This window comes from Pseudomonas kulmbachensis, from assembly GCF_963681935.1.
GTDB classification, from domain to species: Bacteria; Pseudomonadota; Gammaproteobacteria; order Pseudomonadales; family Pseudomonadaceae; genus Aquipseudomonas; species Aquipseudomonas kulmbachensis.
Map to the genome: position 1 here is coordinate 3,388,907 of NZ_OY817088.1, position 15,216 is coordinate 3,404,122.

The window sequence follows — 15,216 nt, forward strand, 5'->3', positions numbered from 1 at the left end:
TGCGTTCGGCGGCGCAGCCGTCGTAAAACCTGAAGTCGCGGCCTATCAGTAAAATCGCGGACTCAGGTTTTACGATTGCTTCGCAATCGAACGCAGCCTCGTTCCTTCGGCAGCTGCTACGGGGGGTTCTTATAAGGTGGCGATCCAACGCTGGGCGTAATGGCCCAAGACCAGTAGAATCGCGCTCTTTTTTCCAGGGCGCTCGCCATGACCTCTCTCAAAACCCCACATGAAGCCGAGTCCCGAACCAGCGAGCTGGTCTTCGGTCTTGAAGACCGTCCCAAGCCGTGGATCGGCTTTCTCGCAGCGCTGCAACATCTGTTGGCCATCATCGTACCCATCGTCACCCCCGGCCTGTTGATCTGCCAGGCGCTGGGCGTCTCCAGCCGCGATACCAACCTGATCGTCTCCATGTCGCTGGTCATCTCCGGCATCGCCACCTTCGTCCAGTGCAAGCGCTTCGGGCCTTTCGGCGCCGGGTTGCTGATCGTGCAAGGCACCAGCTTCAACTTTGTCGGCCCGCTGATTGCGGGTGGCGCGCTGATGGTCAAGCAAGGCACGCCGGTCGAAGGCGTGATGGCTGCGATCTTTGGGGTAGTGATTGCCGGTTCGTTTGTGGAAATGGGCATCTCGCGGGTTTTACCCTTTGTAAAACGCATGATCACCCCGCTGGTCACCGGCATCGTGGTGCTGATGATTGGCCTGACGCTGATCAAAGTCGGCCTGATCAGCATGGGCGGCGGCTTCACTGCGATGGGTAACGGTACGTTTGCCAATGGCGAAAACCTGCTGCTGTCGGGTGTGGTACTGGCGATCATCGTCATCCTGAACCGCATCCCGCTGGTATGGATGCGCAGTTGCGCCATCGTTATCGCACTGGCCGTGGGCTATGCACTGGCTGGCTACCTGGGTCGCCTGGACTTCACCGGCATGCATGAAGCCGAACTGTTCCAGGTGCCGATGCCTTTGCACTTCGGTCTAGGCTTCTCCTGGGCGCTGTTTATTCCAATGCTGGTGATTTACCTCGTCACCTCGCTGGAAGCCATTGGCGACGTGACCGCCACCAGCAAGGTATCGCGCCAACCGGTCGAAGGCCCGGTCTGGATGCAGCGCATCAAGGGCGGCGTGCTGGTCAACGGCGCCAACTCGTTTCTGGCGGGTATTTTCAATACCTTCCCCAGCTCGATCTTCGCCCAGAACAATGGCGTGATTCAGCTCACCGGCATTGCCAGCCGCCACATTGGCGTATGGATTGCCGGCATGCTGATTCTGCTGGGCCTGTTCCCAAGCGTGGCCGGTGCCATTCAGGCCGTGCCAGAGCCGGTGCTTGGCGGTGCAGCAATGGTGATGTTCGGCGCCGTAGCCGCCTCGGGGATCAACATTCTGGCCAGCATCAACCTGGACCGCCGCGCTCTGCTGATCATTGCCGTCTCCCTGGCACTGGGCCTGGGTGTGTCGCAGGTGCCTGAGTTCCTTGCGCATATGCCTGCAGCTCTGCGCAACGTGCTGGAGTCGGGCGTGGCCACTGGCGGTATCTGCGCCTTGCTGCTGAACTGGTTCCTGCCAGAAGCAGAGAAAAACCCCGCGCTGTAAACGACTACGCACAACAGGATCGCCTTGGGCGATCCTGCTTGGCTTTAGAGCTTCGTCTTACAGATAATGACCAGTTAGCGCCTCAATTCTTTCCCTATTTCTCCGTTTGTCTTACTCTTTTCAACACCATTAATGCTTGGCTTTGGCGACGTGAATGAGTACATACGGTGAGCGGCTGAAACACGAGCGTCTACGCCTGAAACTGACACAGGCACAACTGGCCGTTGCGGGTGGCGTTGGGCGCCATGCGCAAAGCGGCTATGAGCGCGACATCACCCTGCCCCGCGCCGATTACCTGTCGGCCATCACGCAGTCAGGCATTGATGTGCTGTTTATCATCACCGGCCGCCACTCCCTGAATATCAACACCCCTGCGTTCTTACCTGGAGATCGTTGTGACCGAACCCGGAACCAATCATCAAAAAGCCCTTGATCGATTTCTCGCTGATCACCCTGAGCTGGTCGAAGAACTTGATACGTTAAATCCATTGGCTGCCCGCGCGGTGGGCCAGTCGATGAAGGAGTATCGCCAGGAGCGCTTGAACGAAGCCTTTGAAGCCGAGGCCGAACGCCTGGGATTTTTTGCTTGGGAACTGACGCTTAAGTTGACCAGCGCCAGCGCGCAGGAATTTGAGGCCCAACGCCTTGAGGTCCACCGCGAGGTGGCGCAAATGGCCGGTATGGACTGGGCTGAATACTGCGAATTGCATGGTCTTGAAGGCGCAGCCTGACTGAGCACTTGTAGATACTCTGTTCCAGAGCCTGCTCGCGAATGATCTCTGTAGCCGCTGCCGAAGGCGGCGATAAGGTCCGCAGGACCTTCGATTCGGGTCAAAGGGATCGCTACACAACCCATCGCAGCCTGCGGCAGCGGCTACGAAGAAACGGTTCTACCCGGATACCAGATATTCGAACACACCTTCTCCAGCAACGCCTTGTTGTGGCTGAACACAATCAACCCCAACTCTCGGTGCTTGGCTTCTTCCAGCAACACTTGCCAGACCTGCGCCTGAATATGTGCATCCAGTTGCGCCGTCACTTCATCGGCAATCAGGTAACGGGTGCGTGGGTCCAATGCTCTGAGCAAGGCGATACGTGCCAGCTCCCCGCCCGACAATTCGTCCGGACGGCGTGCCAACCAGCCAGGGTTTACCGCCAGACGCTTCAGCCAATCGGCATCCGGCGACCAGGCATCGCGCAGGCTTTCACCCGTGGTGCGGTAAGGGTTGAACGTTTGCTCGGGATGCTGCGGTACTAGTTGGACCGGGCAATAGCCCTTTTTCGACAGTGGTTTGCCGCCCACACGGACACTGCCCGAGGTTGCCGACTGCCATTGCGCCAGCACTCGGCCGAGGGTAGTTTTGCCGTAGCCGCTAGGTGCAGAGATGCCTTGACGCTCCCCCGGTCTGACCTCGAATGACACCGCATCCCAAAGCCGGTGGCCATCCTGAACAATACTTAATTGCTGGACCTCAAGCATATTCCGGCACCCTGCGCGCAAAGAACTGCTGCTCGGGCAACGCCGCCCACAGCGACTGCAGCCAAGGGCTGCCGCCGTTTTCGCGCAACTCTTGCGCACTCAGGGTTTCGTGCAATTGGCCCTGATGCAACACCGCGATCCTATCGGCAAAGCGCGCCGCCAGCGCCAGATCATGGGTGACCCACAAAATCCCGCGCCCCTGCAGGCAAAAGCTCTTGAGGTGAGTCAGCAACTGACAGGCATGGTCGTCATCCAGCCACGAGGTGATCTCGTCAGCCAGGATATAGCGCGCATGGGTCAGGGCCGCACTACTGGCCAGAACGCGCTTGGCCATCCCGCCCGAGAGTGTGCGCGGAAATTCATTGATCAATTCCGGCTGCAAGCGGTAGCGGCGAAGTTGCTCAGCCACATCGTCCAGCCCCAGCTTGACCCCGCTCAATTGGGCTGCCCGCATCAATTGCGGTCCGAGCTTGATCAGCGGGTTCAGGGCGCTGACACCCTGGGGCACGTAACACACGGTTTTACCGCGCTGATCGACCTTGCTGGCATCCCCCAGTACCTGCCCGTCGAGCATAATGTCACCCCGGCAGCGCATGTTTTCAGGCAACAAGCCCAAGGTGCTTTGCAGCAGCAGGCTTTTACCTTCACCGCTGGAGCCCACCAGCGCCACCAGTTCGCCGGGGTGAACCTCAAGGCAAATATTGCTCAGCAGAGGATGCCAGGTCTTGTGCCCCAGCCAATGGTAGTGAGCAACGTCGATCGCAAACTGGTCGAATTTCAGCATCAGGTAATCCTTATCCAGAGCTGCTGCAATGCCCGTGCAAATTGGTCAAAAACCAGTACCAGGCCCACCAGGATCAAACCCGGGAAAAATGCCAGCCACCAGGCGCCGCTGCTCAAATACCTTAGCGCATCGGCCAGCAACAGGCCCAATGACGGGTCATGTGGCGCCAGGCCAAAACCCAGAAAACTCAACGCCGCCGAATGCAAGACCGCGTGGGGGAACATCAACAAGGTGCCGATGATCCACTGCGGCAACAGCAACGGCAACAAGTGATGGCGCCAGCGATAAAAGCTGCTGTTGCCCAGACGGTGCGAGAGCATCACGAAGTCAGTCTCGCGTATCCGCAGGATCTCGCCACGCAGGATCAAAGCCAGTCGCGGCCAATGGGTCAGCGCTACTGCCAGGATCACCCCCTGTTTGCCGCCGCCCAGGGTGAAACAAATCAATACCAGCAACAACAAATGCGGTAGCGCCAACATGCTGTCGATCAGCCCGCGAATCAGGTAGTCGAGGGTTTTGTTCACTGTGCACAAACTGGCGGCCAGCATCGCCAAAAAGCCGCTGCTGAAGGCGGCGGTCAGGCCGATCTGCAGGCTGGTGGTCATCCCCTGAAAACACCGCAACCACAGGTCACGGCCGAGGCTGTCAGTACCAAACCAGTACTCGGCCGATGGCGGCAGGCGCCGGGCCAGCAAGTCCATGGAAACATCGATATTGATGATCGAAATGCCGTAGACGATCAATCCCAGCAACATCAGCAGCGAAAGACAAAGCCTGAGCAAGGCGCGATTCGGGTCGTAAGTCATATCTGGCGCGCCGCCCCACGGTTGAGGCGCAATACCAGCGCGTTGGCGATGCTGTTGCCGGTAAACACCAGCACGGCACAAAACATCACAATCCCCATCAGCAACGGAATATCACCGCGCAAACCGGCATCAATTGTGGCCTGCCCGAGGCCCGGATAGGCGAAGACTTTTTCGGCCAGTAACGAGCCGCCAATCAACTCCCCCACCGAGGCAAATTGCAGGCACAGGGCGGGGGTCACCGCGTGACGCAGAATGTGGAAATTGATCAGTGGCCAACCTTTATCGCCCTGGGCATGGGCATAGCGAATAAATTCGCTGTTCATGACCTCAGCGACCCGCGAGCGGGTATGCAGGGCGATATTGCCCACGCCCAACACCCCAAGTGCCAGCATGGGCAAAATCAAATGCCTGAGCCTGTCACCCCAGGTTGCGGTTTCAGCATTGCTGCCGGGGGTCCAGGCGCAGCAGATCGGCGCCCAATTCAGGGTCACGGCAAACAGTGACAGCAACAGCAAGCCAATCCAGAAGGTTGGCATCGACGCGAGCACATAGGACAAGGTTGAGATCAGCCGGTCCGGCCAGCGATTCAAGTAACGCCCCGCTGTCAGGCCCATCGCCAGGCCAACGATGCCGGAAAACAGCCACGCCGAAAACAGCAGCGCAAAAGAGGTAGCAAAGCGCTCGCCAATCACTTGCGAGACCGGTGCGTTATAAAGCATCGAGTAACCGAAATCGCCTTGCAGCATTTGCCCGAACCAGCGCAAAAAACGTTCCCACAATGGCAGGTCGAGCCCCCAGCGCGCAGCAATCAACGGATATTGCTCGGGGGGCACGTGCAGCAAGTCGTTGCCGATATAGGCACGAATCGGGTCCACCGGCGAAAAACTCAGCAAGGCAAAGGTGCCCGCTGCCGTTACCAGCAGCAGGCCCAGTAAACGCACAACAAACAACGAGAGACCGCGTATCACTTGCAGGTCCACTTCCAGCCGTCAACGCTATTGAGCAACGACCAGGAACCGTGAATTTCCGGGGCGCCCTTGCCCAGGTCGATGCATTCATCTGTCAGGTAGGTGTGCTGTACGTTGAGCAACCAGGCCCAGGCTGCATCGCCTTTTACGCCCACGCCGGTTTTGCCGTCCCACTCCACTTTCTGCCAAAACGGCACAGCCTGCTGCCAGGTCGGCGCATCCAGCGCTTGCTGCAGATGCTGGTCAACCAATGGATTTTTGTAATAGCCGGGGTTGTAGTACTCAACGCCTGCCGCCTTGCTGCTGTAGTGATGGTAAAGCTCCATCGGGTCAAGGCTGCCCCAGCCAAACAGGGTCGGGTTGGCGTGCATGTTGCGTTCAACGGTTTCCCAGCTGCCGGATTTCAAGTCCACGTCAATGCCGACAGGTTTGAGCATCGAACGCACGGCCTGGGCCAGATCACGACGCGTGGCATCACCACTGGCGTACCACAGGGTGACTTTGGCTGGCAGGCCGTTTTTCTCGCGGATACCGCTGGCGGTTTCTACCCAACCGGCCTCATCCAGAATCTGTTTGGCCCGGGCGATATCGCCATCCTTGAAGGCCGCATCCGGGTTATCCCACGGCAAGCCCTGGACGCCGGTATACGCCGGGATAGCGTGACCTTCGAGAATCTGGTCGGCAAGCAACTGACGATTGATGGCGTAGTTGATGGCTTTGCGGATGGCGACATCGGCCGTCACATCATTACCTATGGGATAGCCCTGAGCGTCTTTCTTGCCTGAAGCGATGGTTGGCATCACGATGCCACGGTTTTCCACGCTAGGACGAACCCACAACTTCATGCCCGCCGCCGGCGTTACGGCCAGCGAAGGCGCAATACGCACAATGCCCAACTGCTTGCTTTGCGCGGCAGCAAATGCACTGTCCTCATCGAGGAAGACAAACACCAACTTGTTGAAATCGTTTTTCTGCCCCGCGTAGTACGGGTTGGCCTCAACAATCAACTGCTGGCCCGGCTGATAACTGACCAGTCGATAAGGCCCTGCGCCAATCGGTTTTTGCGCGTAGGTTTTGGCGTCGTATTTATCCGCAGAGACGATACCCAGCGAGCCGAGCACATTGACGAAGGTGCTTTGCGGGGCCTTTAGCTCAATACGCACAGTAAGCGGATCAACCGCTTCGGCCTTGAGAAAGTTGCCCATGTCGACCTTGCCACCGCTGGCCGCCGCATTGTTGTAGGTGTACGCCACATCCTTGGCCGTTAACGGCAAGCCATCGGAAAACTTCAAGTCGGGTTTGAGCTTCAGAGTCCAGGTCTTGCCGTCGTCACTGGTCTTATAGTCGCTGAGCAGAAAGCTGCTCCAGGACAAATCTTCATTCTGTTTGAGCAATGGGCTGTGCAACAGCAGGTAACTGCCATGACTCCAACCCAACATCGGGTCAAAACCTTCAGTGGGCTCATCGCCAATGGCCAGTTGCAGGGTGCGGTCCTGCGATGAATAAGCAGGCGCTGCCAGTACACTGAGCAAAGCAGCCGCCACCAGGGTGTTGCGCATCCATGCAGGCTTTGACATCCATCCTCCTGATAATAAATAGCCTCGCCCAAACCGGGTAGCAAGCGGCTATACGCACGTGATCGCGCCCATCAGTAATAGCAGTCTGATTTTAAATAGCCAGTTATCCATCTGATTTTTTAGGCTTTTTCCCATCTCTCTGCATAACCTTGTAACAATTGCTGCAAGTCAGGTTCGATGATTGTGGCTGTGCTATACCAATGGGTAAGTTTTTTCAGTCACGGCAAACAGACTCAACTGACAGAGGTTCGCATGTTCAAAGGATTAGCCAGTCACCTCAAAGACAAGAACGTCCATTCATTCACCGCCTTGCCGTCCAACAATATTGAACTGTTCGACTGCTATACCGGATTGATCCTGGGCCATCTGTACCGCAACTTCCCTTTGCCGATCACCCTCACTGCCGAGCATTTTATCGACTACAAAACCCTTGGCGACAGCAACCGCGAAGCCTTGGAGAAAGAAGAAAACCTGTTTCTGGCCACCGTCAAATGGCTGGCCGACATCGGCTATATCCACTTCGACGGCATGTCAGGCGTTGCGTTCTACGAAGTAGTACTGACCAACAGCGGGCTACTGATTTTGCGCGCCTACCCTGAAGGCACAGATACCGCCCCCACCCTCGGCGAAAAGCTGGCTCAGTGCATCAAGGACGAAAACACAGCGGACCTCAGAGCACTGGTGACCCAGGCCCTGAGTTTGGGAGTGCGGATGATCAGTCCGATGAGTCGCTCGGGGATTTAAGCCAAATTTAACAAACCGCTTGGCCACTCCTCAAAAAGTGGCCAACGATTTGTAAAATTCCTACTCAATGCTATGCAATTCAAACACTCAATCAGCAAAATCACGCCCCCGTTAATCCTAACTTGATTTCGGGAACCCCCTCAGCCAGTTTCGAATATTTGTAATCCCTGACGTACCACCAGCACTCCACCTTCTTTGCCCATTCAGAAATCATTTTTCCTGAAGCTCCACTGTGCAGAGCGGCATTAACTTCCTTAGATGTTTGTGCAATTTGAACAGCAAATTTTGCAGAGATACCTTGTTGTTGCCAAACCATATCAAGATCGAATGCGTCACCAGTCTTATGCGAAATCAAGGACAAAGTATAGATAGTAACGTTACCCTGAAAAGCCGGAAATAATGGCCGAATGATTTTTTGCGCGGATTTGAAAATAATAACTCTTGCTATCATCCGCTTAAACTCAGCAGCGTCTGGAACCTTTGAGAGGCCCTTGCTTTCGCGCTGATCGACAACAGACATAAATGCATCGAAGTTTTTCTGTCCACCCAAACTGGCCAAGTGGGCACTTTGTTCCCACGCGTTAATAAATTTGGCCAAGTCCGTTTTGGTAATTTTTCGTGACGGGGGAATAGTAGATTGTAATTTTTTAATACGCGCAGGCGTCTTTCCTACACGCTCAAGCATAACCTTATAACTACCGTTCGAACGTTCGTAATACCAGCGACCTATACCATCAGGGCAATATGTACGTTCAGCAAGCATTTCCAACTGAGTATGAAACACATGATTTGCAGACAAGTCGGAAGCCTTTACCGCATTTTGACTATTTGCATACTTTGAAATATTGGATATAAGTTCACTTTCATTATCCGACGAACGCAGAATGATCAATTTTGCAGGAATACGTACCTTCGACAAATCCGTGCCGGGGAATTTTTTTTTCGTAAAATATAAAGAAGCTGTCGTTTGCCCGCCGTTTACAACTTGGATACCTTTCAGCCAAAGGATGCCGGGAGAACCATCGGCTGTTCGGCCCATTCCTATGTCATCGGCAACCAAAACCACTCCATTATTATAAGCCATAAACCGCTCAGGCTCATTTCGCAAGCTATCTCGTATTCCTTTGTTTATTTTCCCCGTTGCGCTTAAAAAAGAACGCACGTTTGCTTCCAACACCCTAGCCCCATACTTATCATATATCGATCTAAGAGCCTCGCCGGGTATTACTGTAAGCGCGTAATCATATTCATTATCTTCACCAGGCACCCAAACACATGGCAACGATGTTCCAGAAAGATCTTCAAAATTGACAAGAACCTCATCTCTGGGCCTGTTAGCTTGAAGATGATTGTAGATCCGCTGGATATCCATTACTTCCAGCTGAATAGTTTTCCCCTTATAGACTATAGGCTTAAAGTCGCTTTTACTCACCAATCTTCTATCAGTAACTACGTATATCCTGATTTTATCCAAACCAGAAAAATAATTTTTGATACTTATGACAAGAGGATAGGCTTCATTGGTTTCATCCATATCTTTCTCAAGTATTCCGCTCACACACTGCTCTAAGAATCTTACACATTGAGCAGCCGCCGCACCAACTTCAGCTTGTGAGATATTTTCTATCTCATCAACTCCCTTGTATAAACTTACGAACAAATCTAACTGATCGGGAGCCTCCCCATCATCTGCATCTGAAAATGAATATCCACTAACTTTTAGTTTTGAATTTTTACCCCCCCCATCGTCGTAGTAACAAGACTGAGGTTCAAAAGTCATGCCAATATCCGACATATGCTGCATGACCTTTTCGGAAAACACCAACTCTGGGTATGGATATATCTCCCCCGGAGAGTCAAAGGTCATCTCGGCTTCACGAATATCTGCCTGCAGCCCCTTCAAATACTCAATAAGCTCCATTTCAAAACACCCCTAATTCATTCAACATACTATCTAGGGTCAATTTCTCTGATTCTATAAGTACCAGATCAATCTCGTATTTAGCACCCAAAACACCCAGAGGCACACTAAATGGAGTCAGTCGCGGAAAACCATCATCAACCCTATAAATAATCAATTCCGAACAAGAGAAGCCCCTTGTATACAGGGAGTCATGAGCGTCTAAGTAACCCACATGCAACAAACACAGCTCAAGGCATCTCAAGGCCTCCGGATCAGCAGTTAGTCGATCACGTACAACTTTTATATGCTGAGGTAGGCTTGTGCCAGTCTGATCCAGTTGAAGCCTTACGCCAGCAAGAAATAGTGGGTAACGCTGAGAGTCATCCAGTTGTTCCAATGAATCGATTCTTGCCGGAAAGCCCTCCCCTGCCAACGTTGTTTTCACTTCTACCGAACCGCTCCCCAACTCGAAATCATGAAGCCCATCCATAGGTCCCTTCCACGAATCTAGAACGGTAAAAATCGGCAGCCCTTGAACAATCAGAGCTGTCAAAAGCTCAAGCTCTCCTCTAAGACCTATCTCTTCTTCAGGGCTAAGGCCTTCAGCCCCCCTGCGCATAAAATTTTGCCAAGCTCTAATCCGCCCCAAATATTTTTGGAACAGAACATCTTCCTTTGAGCGCATGCTCACTTGGAGTGTACTTATAATGTCAGCAACCATTTTGCTGAAAAGCTCCAAACTGCCCGAGGGCTGACGCACCAAGGCTAGCCAGCGATAACCTGCACCCGCCTCGCCCAAGTCCGCTCTCTCAACTCTGAAACCATATCCTTGAGGTAACAGATTCTGAGCAGGAAGCTTTAATGCTGCAAAACCAATCATTAAAGCCTCCTCATTACTAGGAGAACGACGAGCTGCACGCAGGCGACATCCATCGGATTCAGCCAGAGCAATACTGCGCCATCCATCCTTGCTACTCCCTCCACCCAAGGGACGCCATATAGAAAGAATTTCAGACTCAGTCACAAGCGCCATACTGTTGCTCCCAGTTCTGCCAATGAACATTGTTAACCATATACTCAACCTTAGTGCTCAAGTTACTTCCGGGGAAGCTGATAGCAAAGGCGACAACTACTGATGACTCATCAGGGAACTTTTCTTCTGACAAACGAGGATCTAACAAAGAAATAATAAAAAGCCCGCGCTCAGGATGCGCTTTTACCCCCGGGGCACCAAAGCCCCGAACATTACGAATCGCACTACCACTAGGAACTTCAGGTATAGCCCTTTCAGCCGAGCTTTTTCCACCGCCTACATACCTAGCAATCGTCAATTCGAGCGCAGCGCTCCATGCGGCCTCATCCAAGTCCAGCGCTTCATCACGAGGAGAAAGTAATCGTCCAATAGCATACCGATCAGCCAACTTACTACCAGTTCGCTTCATCAAGCGAACTTCCTTTCCTCCCACCTGCCGGCTTTCAGGCCCCTTGCCGGAGACTACAGCAACTGTCCAATCGGTTAATTGGCCGTCTCGACTCATCTCGTCAATGAATCTTGCCAGTAGTTTACTATTTACCTTCAGAGATTCAGGATGTGTTTCGTACTCCTGAAGGAATGTCACAATATTATCTGAATTTACACCACTCCAATACGCACCATCATTCCACTTATCATCCCTGCCATTACGAGACTGGGACGGAATGTCCGAAGCCCCCCCCATTTTCTTAGTAAATCTTTCGAAAGCGGCAAAATTAGAGTTCAGCATTTCTGGCTCTCTAAAAAAAGCCACAGTCTCAGAAATTTGCCCACTAAAAGAGAGGTATAGCGGCTTAGCAGAGCGCATTTTCAGCCGAGAAGTGACCATGAGCACCGAGTGCGATTTTACTTTCAATCCATAATCAATAGGCTTCCCGCCACTATTGACCATATAGTCAAATTCCTCCCGGAGTTCCTCAGAAGCATCGGCAATATGCCCAAACCACTCAACAAGATCAGTAGTGGTATATAACCGGCATAGATCTAAATAGCCAGGACGATAACCAAACCAACGTCCCATCTGCATCAAAGTGTCGTACATCTTTGAAGCGCGCAAGAAATAACTCACGGTCAAACCTTCAAGAGTCAAACCTCTCGCGAGTTTGTCTCCACCAATTGCAATAACTTTTATCCCGCCTGGACTATCTGCATAATCGAGCGCATCTTTCGCAGTCCCATTAATCATACGAACATCAATAGAATCCAAAACACCCAACAGCTCACCACTAACTTCAACCCAATTAACTAATGCAACTTGCTCTTCTACTTGATCATTCACAGCGAAACTGGTTGGCACAAAATCACTCAACCATAACGAACGCAACTCACTCAATATACCATCCGTATCAATATTGCGCGCAAAACGCTCTTTTATAGCACCCACATAACTTGAAACTTGCTGATGCACTGCCTTTTGAACTCTATTAAAGCGCGTCACATGTATCAGCATTGAGCAGTGTTCATTTCTTTGACCACGAAGATTACGAACAGCACAAGACAAAATAAAAGAATTAATTGCTTCGGCAAGAGAAGCAGGCACACCATAAGGACTGACTTCTTCAGGCTGAAAGTTACTCCTATGACCCAACGGCATCCATCCTTGCCGTTCATCGTCTTCGTTACACTGATCGCCCACAATGCGAGTTAGTGGCAACCCGCCCTCTCGGCCATTTTCCGTACTCAATCCGAACACCCTAGCTGGGCCTACATAAGAGGATGGCGCCGAAAGATTAGATATGAAAGCGGACGGAAATAGGTCAGGGCCCTCCTCAGCTGTCTCACCTTTTTCATGAATAAATATATTAGCAAAAGGAGTTGCCGTATAACCCACATACGCACTACGCGTAAAAGTATGTAGTATTTTCCGCACCAACTCATTAATAGCAGTGGGTTCATGCTGAAGATCTGGCTTACCATCTTCCCCTACTATTTTTTCACCTGTATCTACAGACGCGTGATCAGCCTCATCATCAATAACTAATAGGGGAAGATGATTAATGAGTTTTCTTCCACTTTCTGTATCCTGACTATTTGCCACATGATCCCGCAACCACTTCAACAACCGAGTGAGTACGGACTTGTTTTTTTTGACCACAAATAACCATGGACGCTCTTCAGGGGAAACCCCCAAACTTCGCGCAAAAGCTGCATTGAAATCCCCATTATTACTTCGATTAGTTGCATAATGCGGCCGAATCCCTAAAGAGCTATCAATATTACCTACACCAATTAACTTCGTAGCACCAACAACAGGGCCAGTTTCAAAACCGAGAAATCCCTCATCCAGTCGCATTTGCGTTTGTGAACGAAGATTATTATGCAAACCAGCTAAAACAATTATTATCTTATAACCAGCATCTGCTGCCTTGCAAATCAACCCCGTATAATTTCCTGTTTTACCAGACTGTACATGGCCGACGACCAAGCCGCGCCTGTCCCATGGGCCGTCTCGCTTCGGATCTTCCAGATTACCTAAGATCAGGTCAGTGGACTTATCAAGTCCATCGACGGCTGCCCATGCTAGCTTACCCTCTTGCCACTCACGATAACGTTGCCAATAGCGCCATTCAACTTTTCGGTCAGGAGTCAACCAAGGAACGTGGCCAGCATTGTCCACAAGCGTAGCATCCTCACCGACCCAAACACTGAAACGCCTGATAAGTTCATCTGTAACGGCAGCACGGTCAAGCTCTATCCCCCAAGCAGGGCTCATAACCAGTACACGATTAATCGTCTCGTTAATCGCGAAGGGAGTTACTTCGGCCTCGCTCATATCTGTTGCGAGTAACTCTTGTACCGTTTTTATTACTTTTCTGGTGTTATTGCTATAACCAATCATCATCTGCATCCTGCTGTAATTTTGGCTTAAAGCTGATCTGGCAATATCGCGACCAGCTCTGGATAGTTGTGAAAAGGCTCCGTTCGCATCAGTTGTTCACGTGCACGATTAGGCGAGTACCCCTTACACTGCACCAGACTTCTATACATGTCATTTAAAATGGCGGCAAGCTCTGAAGATGCCTCTCCGGAAAAACCAACACGAGGTGTTTCTTTATCTTCTGCCGTATCAATCCATATTCGCTGAATCGGCACTGTCTCTTCAATAATACGCAGCATGGCCTTGATCTGAGGTAACAGTGCACCTGCGTCATCGAGAACAGCACGGGTGGCAGGATGCTCGCGATCAATTCGATAACGTGTACCGCCACTGAATTTTTCAGCCACCCAAGCCTCGTGTACTGGTGTTCCTTTAGTGACACCAACAGTCCGCCCTCTCCGCGCAAATGCTCGGCAGGCACGAGATCTAGTATCTTCAGCCAAACGTATTAACCATGAACGTATAGCGATAGGCGGCTTGGCGGTTGACTTGCGAATATCAATTTTCCAATCTGCATCTGCAGTATTAGGAATATCAAGACGAATTCGAGCCAAACGATGAGCTTCATCTTTAGTCCATCCCCGTCCTGCTCCCAAACCAAGCCAGCTTCCAGCTACCAGAAGGCGCTCATTACGATAAATATAGAACCCCTGTTGTGATGTCCACCCCTCTGGACCTGCAGCATTGAAATGCTCTTTTTCACTCAGCCTGTCGCCATGCGGAAGTACATGACATTGAGCTGTCACCGTTCTCATAACCGGACAGACTACAGAAGGAGGACTCCATGCTTTAGATACATGGCCTGTTAAAAATGGATCCCAAGGCTTGACAGCCTGATCATTAAATACAATCCGCAACCGTCTTGACGAAATAAAACGGTGGAAAATCATTCCCAAATGCAGGCTAACTTGGCCAGCGAGTTCTAGGAAATCCTTTATCTGAAATCCGCTTGTTACGACCCGATCCAAGACCTCCCATAGAACCAGAGTTCCGCCCCCAGCATCGATTAAAGGCTTCATAAAACCTTCAGATCCAAGGTGCATTCCCTCAAGCAAATACCAACCATCGTCATTGCTCGCCGCAAGTACATCCAGATCCCAGCGAAGAGACTCAAATTTCCCCTCTTGAATCGTACCTACCGTCAAGCGCCTGCATTGCGAAAACGATGCTGTTTTGAGACCCAAGCCAAAGCGCCCCAAATCGTCAGGCTCCCGATCCTCGAGCGGATTTTTCTCTCCTAATCGCATTGCAGCATCAAGCTGGACAGATGACATTCCTCGTCCATTGTCAAGCACGTATATCCTGCTATTTTCAGCAGCCCAATCAAATCGAACATGAATAGTATCGGCGCCCGCCCCGATACTATTATCAATAATGTCTGCCAATGCGGTGGCTGTATTGTAGCCAAGCCCTCTAAGTGCTTCGATCATTGCACCCGCGCGTGGCGGTG

General features: G+C 51.9%; 13 protein-coding genes. 4 read left to right on the forward strand and 9 right to left on the reverse strand.

The window, feature by feature from the left end:
* The first annotated feature begins 207 nt into the window (after positions 1 to 207).
* The 3 genes from U5A05_RS15620 (at position 208) to U5A05_RS15630 (ending at position 2,324) form a co-directional block, all read left to right on the forward strand.
* Positions 208 to 1,593 carry a nucleobase:cation symporter-2 family protein gene (locus U5A05_RS15620; RefSeq protein WP_261738803.1) on the forward strand — a complete coding sequence of 462 codons (1,386 nt, stop codon included), beginning with the start codon at positions 208 to 210 and terminating at the stop codon, positions 1,591 to 1,593.
* Between the two features lie 154 nt (positions 1,594 to 1,747).
* Positions 1,748 to 2,026 carry a helix-turn-helix domain-containing protein gene (locus U5A05_RS15625; RefSeq protein WP_321833794.1) on the forward strand — a complete coding sequence of 93 codons (279 nt, stop codon included), beginning with the start codon at positions 1,748 to 1,750 and terminating at the stop codon, positions 2,024 to 2,026.
* On the forward strand, positions 1,989 to 2,324 hold the full coding sequence (locus U5A05_RS15630; protein WP_321833795.1) for a DUF6388 family protein: 336 nt from the start codon (positions 1,989 to 1,991) through the stop codon (positions 2,322 to 2,324). Before U5A05_RS15625 ends, U5A05_RS15630 begins: the two co-directional genes overlap by 38 nt.
* 143 nt (positions 2,325 to 2,467) lie before the next feature.
* Here U5A05_RS15630 and U5A05_RS15635 read toward each other — a convergent pair whose 3' ends face one another.
* From U5A05_RS15635 to U5A05_RS15655, 5 genes are read right to left on the reverse strand one after another with little or no spacing between them, the layout of a single operon-like run.
* A complete protein-coding gene (locus U5A05_RS15635) occupies positions 2,468 to 3,073 on the reverse strand; it encodes an ATP-binding cassette domain-containing protein (RefSeq protein ID WP_261738806.1) in 606 nt (201 codons plus the stop codon).
* Positions 3,066 to 3,857 carry an ATP-binding cassette domain-containing protein gene (locus tag U5A05_RS15640; protein ID WP_261738807.1) on the reverse strand — a complete coding sequence of 264 codons (792 nt, stop codon included), beginning with the start codon at positions 3,855 to 3,857 and terminating at the stop codon, positions 3,066 to 3,068. Before U5A05_RS15640 ends, U5A05_RS15635 begins: the two co-directional genes overlap by 8 nt.
* Positions 3,857 to 4,663: an ABC transporter permease gene (locus U5A05_RS15645; protein WP_321833796.1), complete on the reverse strand. Its 807-nt coding sequence runs from the start codon at positions 4,661 to 4,663 to the stop codon at positions 3,857 to 3,859. Before U5A05_RS15645 ends, U5A05_RS15640 begins: the two co-directional genes overlap by 1 nt.
* The gene (locus U5A05_RS15650) at positions 4,660 to 5,631 is read right to left on the reverse strand and encodes an ABC transporter permease (RefSeq protein ID WP_321833797.1); all 972 of its coding nucleotides are present in this window, start codon (positions 5,629 to 5,631) and stop codon (positions 4,660 to 4,662) included. Before U5A05_RS15650 ends, U5A05_RS15645 begins: the two co-directional genes overlap by 4 nt.
* A complete protein-coding gene (locus U5A05_RS15655; protein WP_321833799.1) occupies positions 5,628 to 7,208 on the reverse strand; it encodes an ABC transporter substrate-binding protein in 1,581 nt (526 codons plus the stop codon). The genes U5A05_RS15650 and U5A05_RS15655 overlap by 4 nt, the downstream gene beginning before the upstream one ends.
* A 252-nt stretch (positions 7,209 to 7,460) precedes the next feature.
* Between U5A05_RS15655 and U5A05_RS15660 the strand changes: the two genes are divergently transcribed.
* The gene (locus U5A05_RS15660; RefSeq protein WP_321833801.1) at positions 7,461 to 7,952 is read left to right on the forward strand and encodes a hypothetical protein; all 492 of its coding nucleotides are present in this window, start codon (positions 7,461 to 7,463) and stop codon (positions 7,950 to 7,952) included.
* A 100-nt stretch (positions 7,953 to 8,052) separates the two neighbouring features.
* Here the strand turns inward: U5A05_RS15660 and U5A05_RS15665 are convergent, their stop codons facing one another.
* From U5A05_RS15665 to U5A05_RS15680, 4 genes are read right to left on the reverse strand one after another with little or no spacing between them, the layout of a single operon-like run.
* The gene (locus tag U5A05_RS15665) at positions 8,053 to 9,873 is read right to left on the reverse strand and encodes an AIPR family protein (protein WP_321833802.1); all 1,821 of its coding nucleotides are present in this window, start codon (positions 9,871 to 9,873) and stop codon (positions 8,053 to 8,055) included.
* A gap of 1 nt (position 9,874) precedes the next feature.
* The gene (locus U5A05_RS15670; RefSeq protein WP_321833804.1) at positions 9,875 to 10,918 is read right to left on the reverse strand and encodes a PD-(D/E)XK motif protein; all 1,044 of its coding nucleotides are present in this window, start codon (positions 10,916 to 10,918) and stop codon (positions 9,875 to 9,877) included.
* Entirely contained in the window at positions 10,872 to 13,730 is a 2,859-nt protein-coding gene (locus tag U5A05_RS15675; protein WP_321833805.1) for a Z1 domain-containing protein, read from the reverse strand. The genes U5A05_RS15670 and U5A05_RS15675 overlap by 47 nt, the downstream gene beginning before the upstream one ends.
* A gap of 23 nt (positions 13,731 to 13,753) precedes the next feature.
* Positions 13,754 to 15,196, reverse strand: coding sequence for an ATP-binding protein (locus U5A05_RS15680; protein ID WP_321833807.1), 1,443 nt, complete (start codon positions 15,194 to 15,196; stop codon positions 13,754 to 13,756).
* Positions 15,197 to 15,216: the final 20 nt, after the last annotated feature.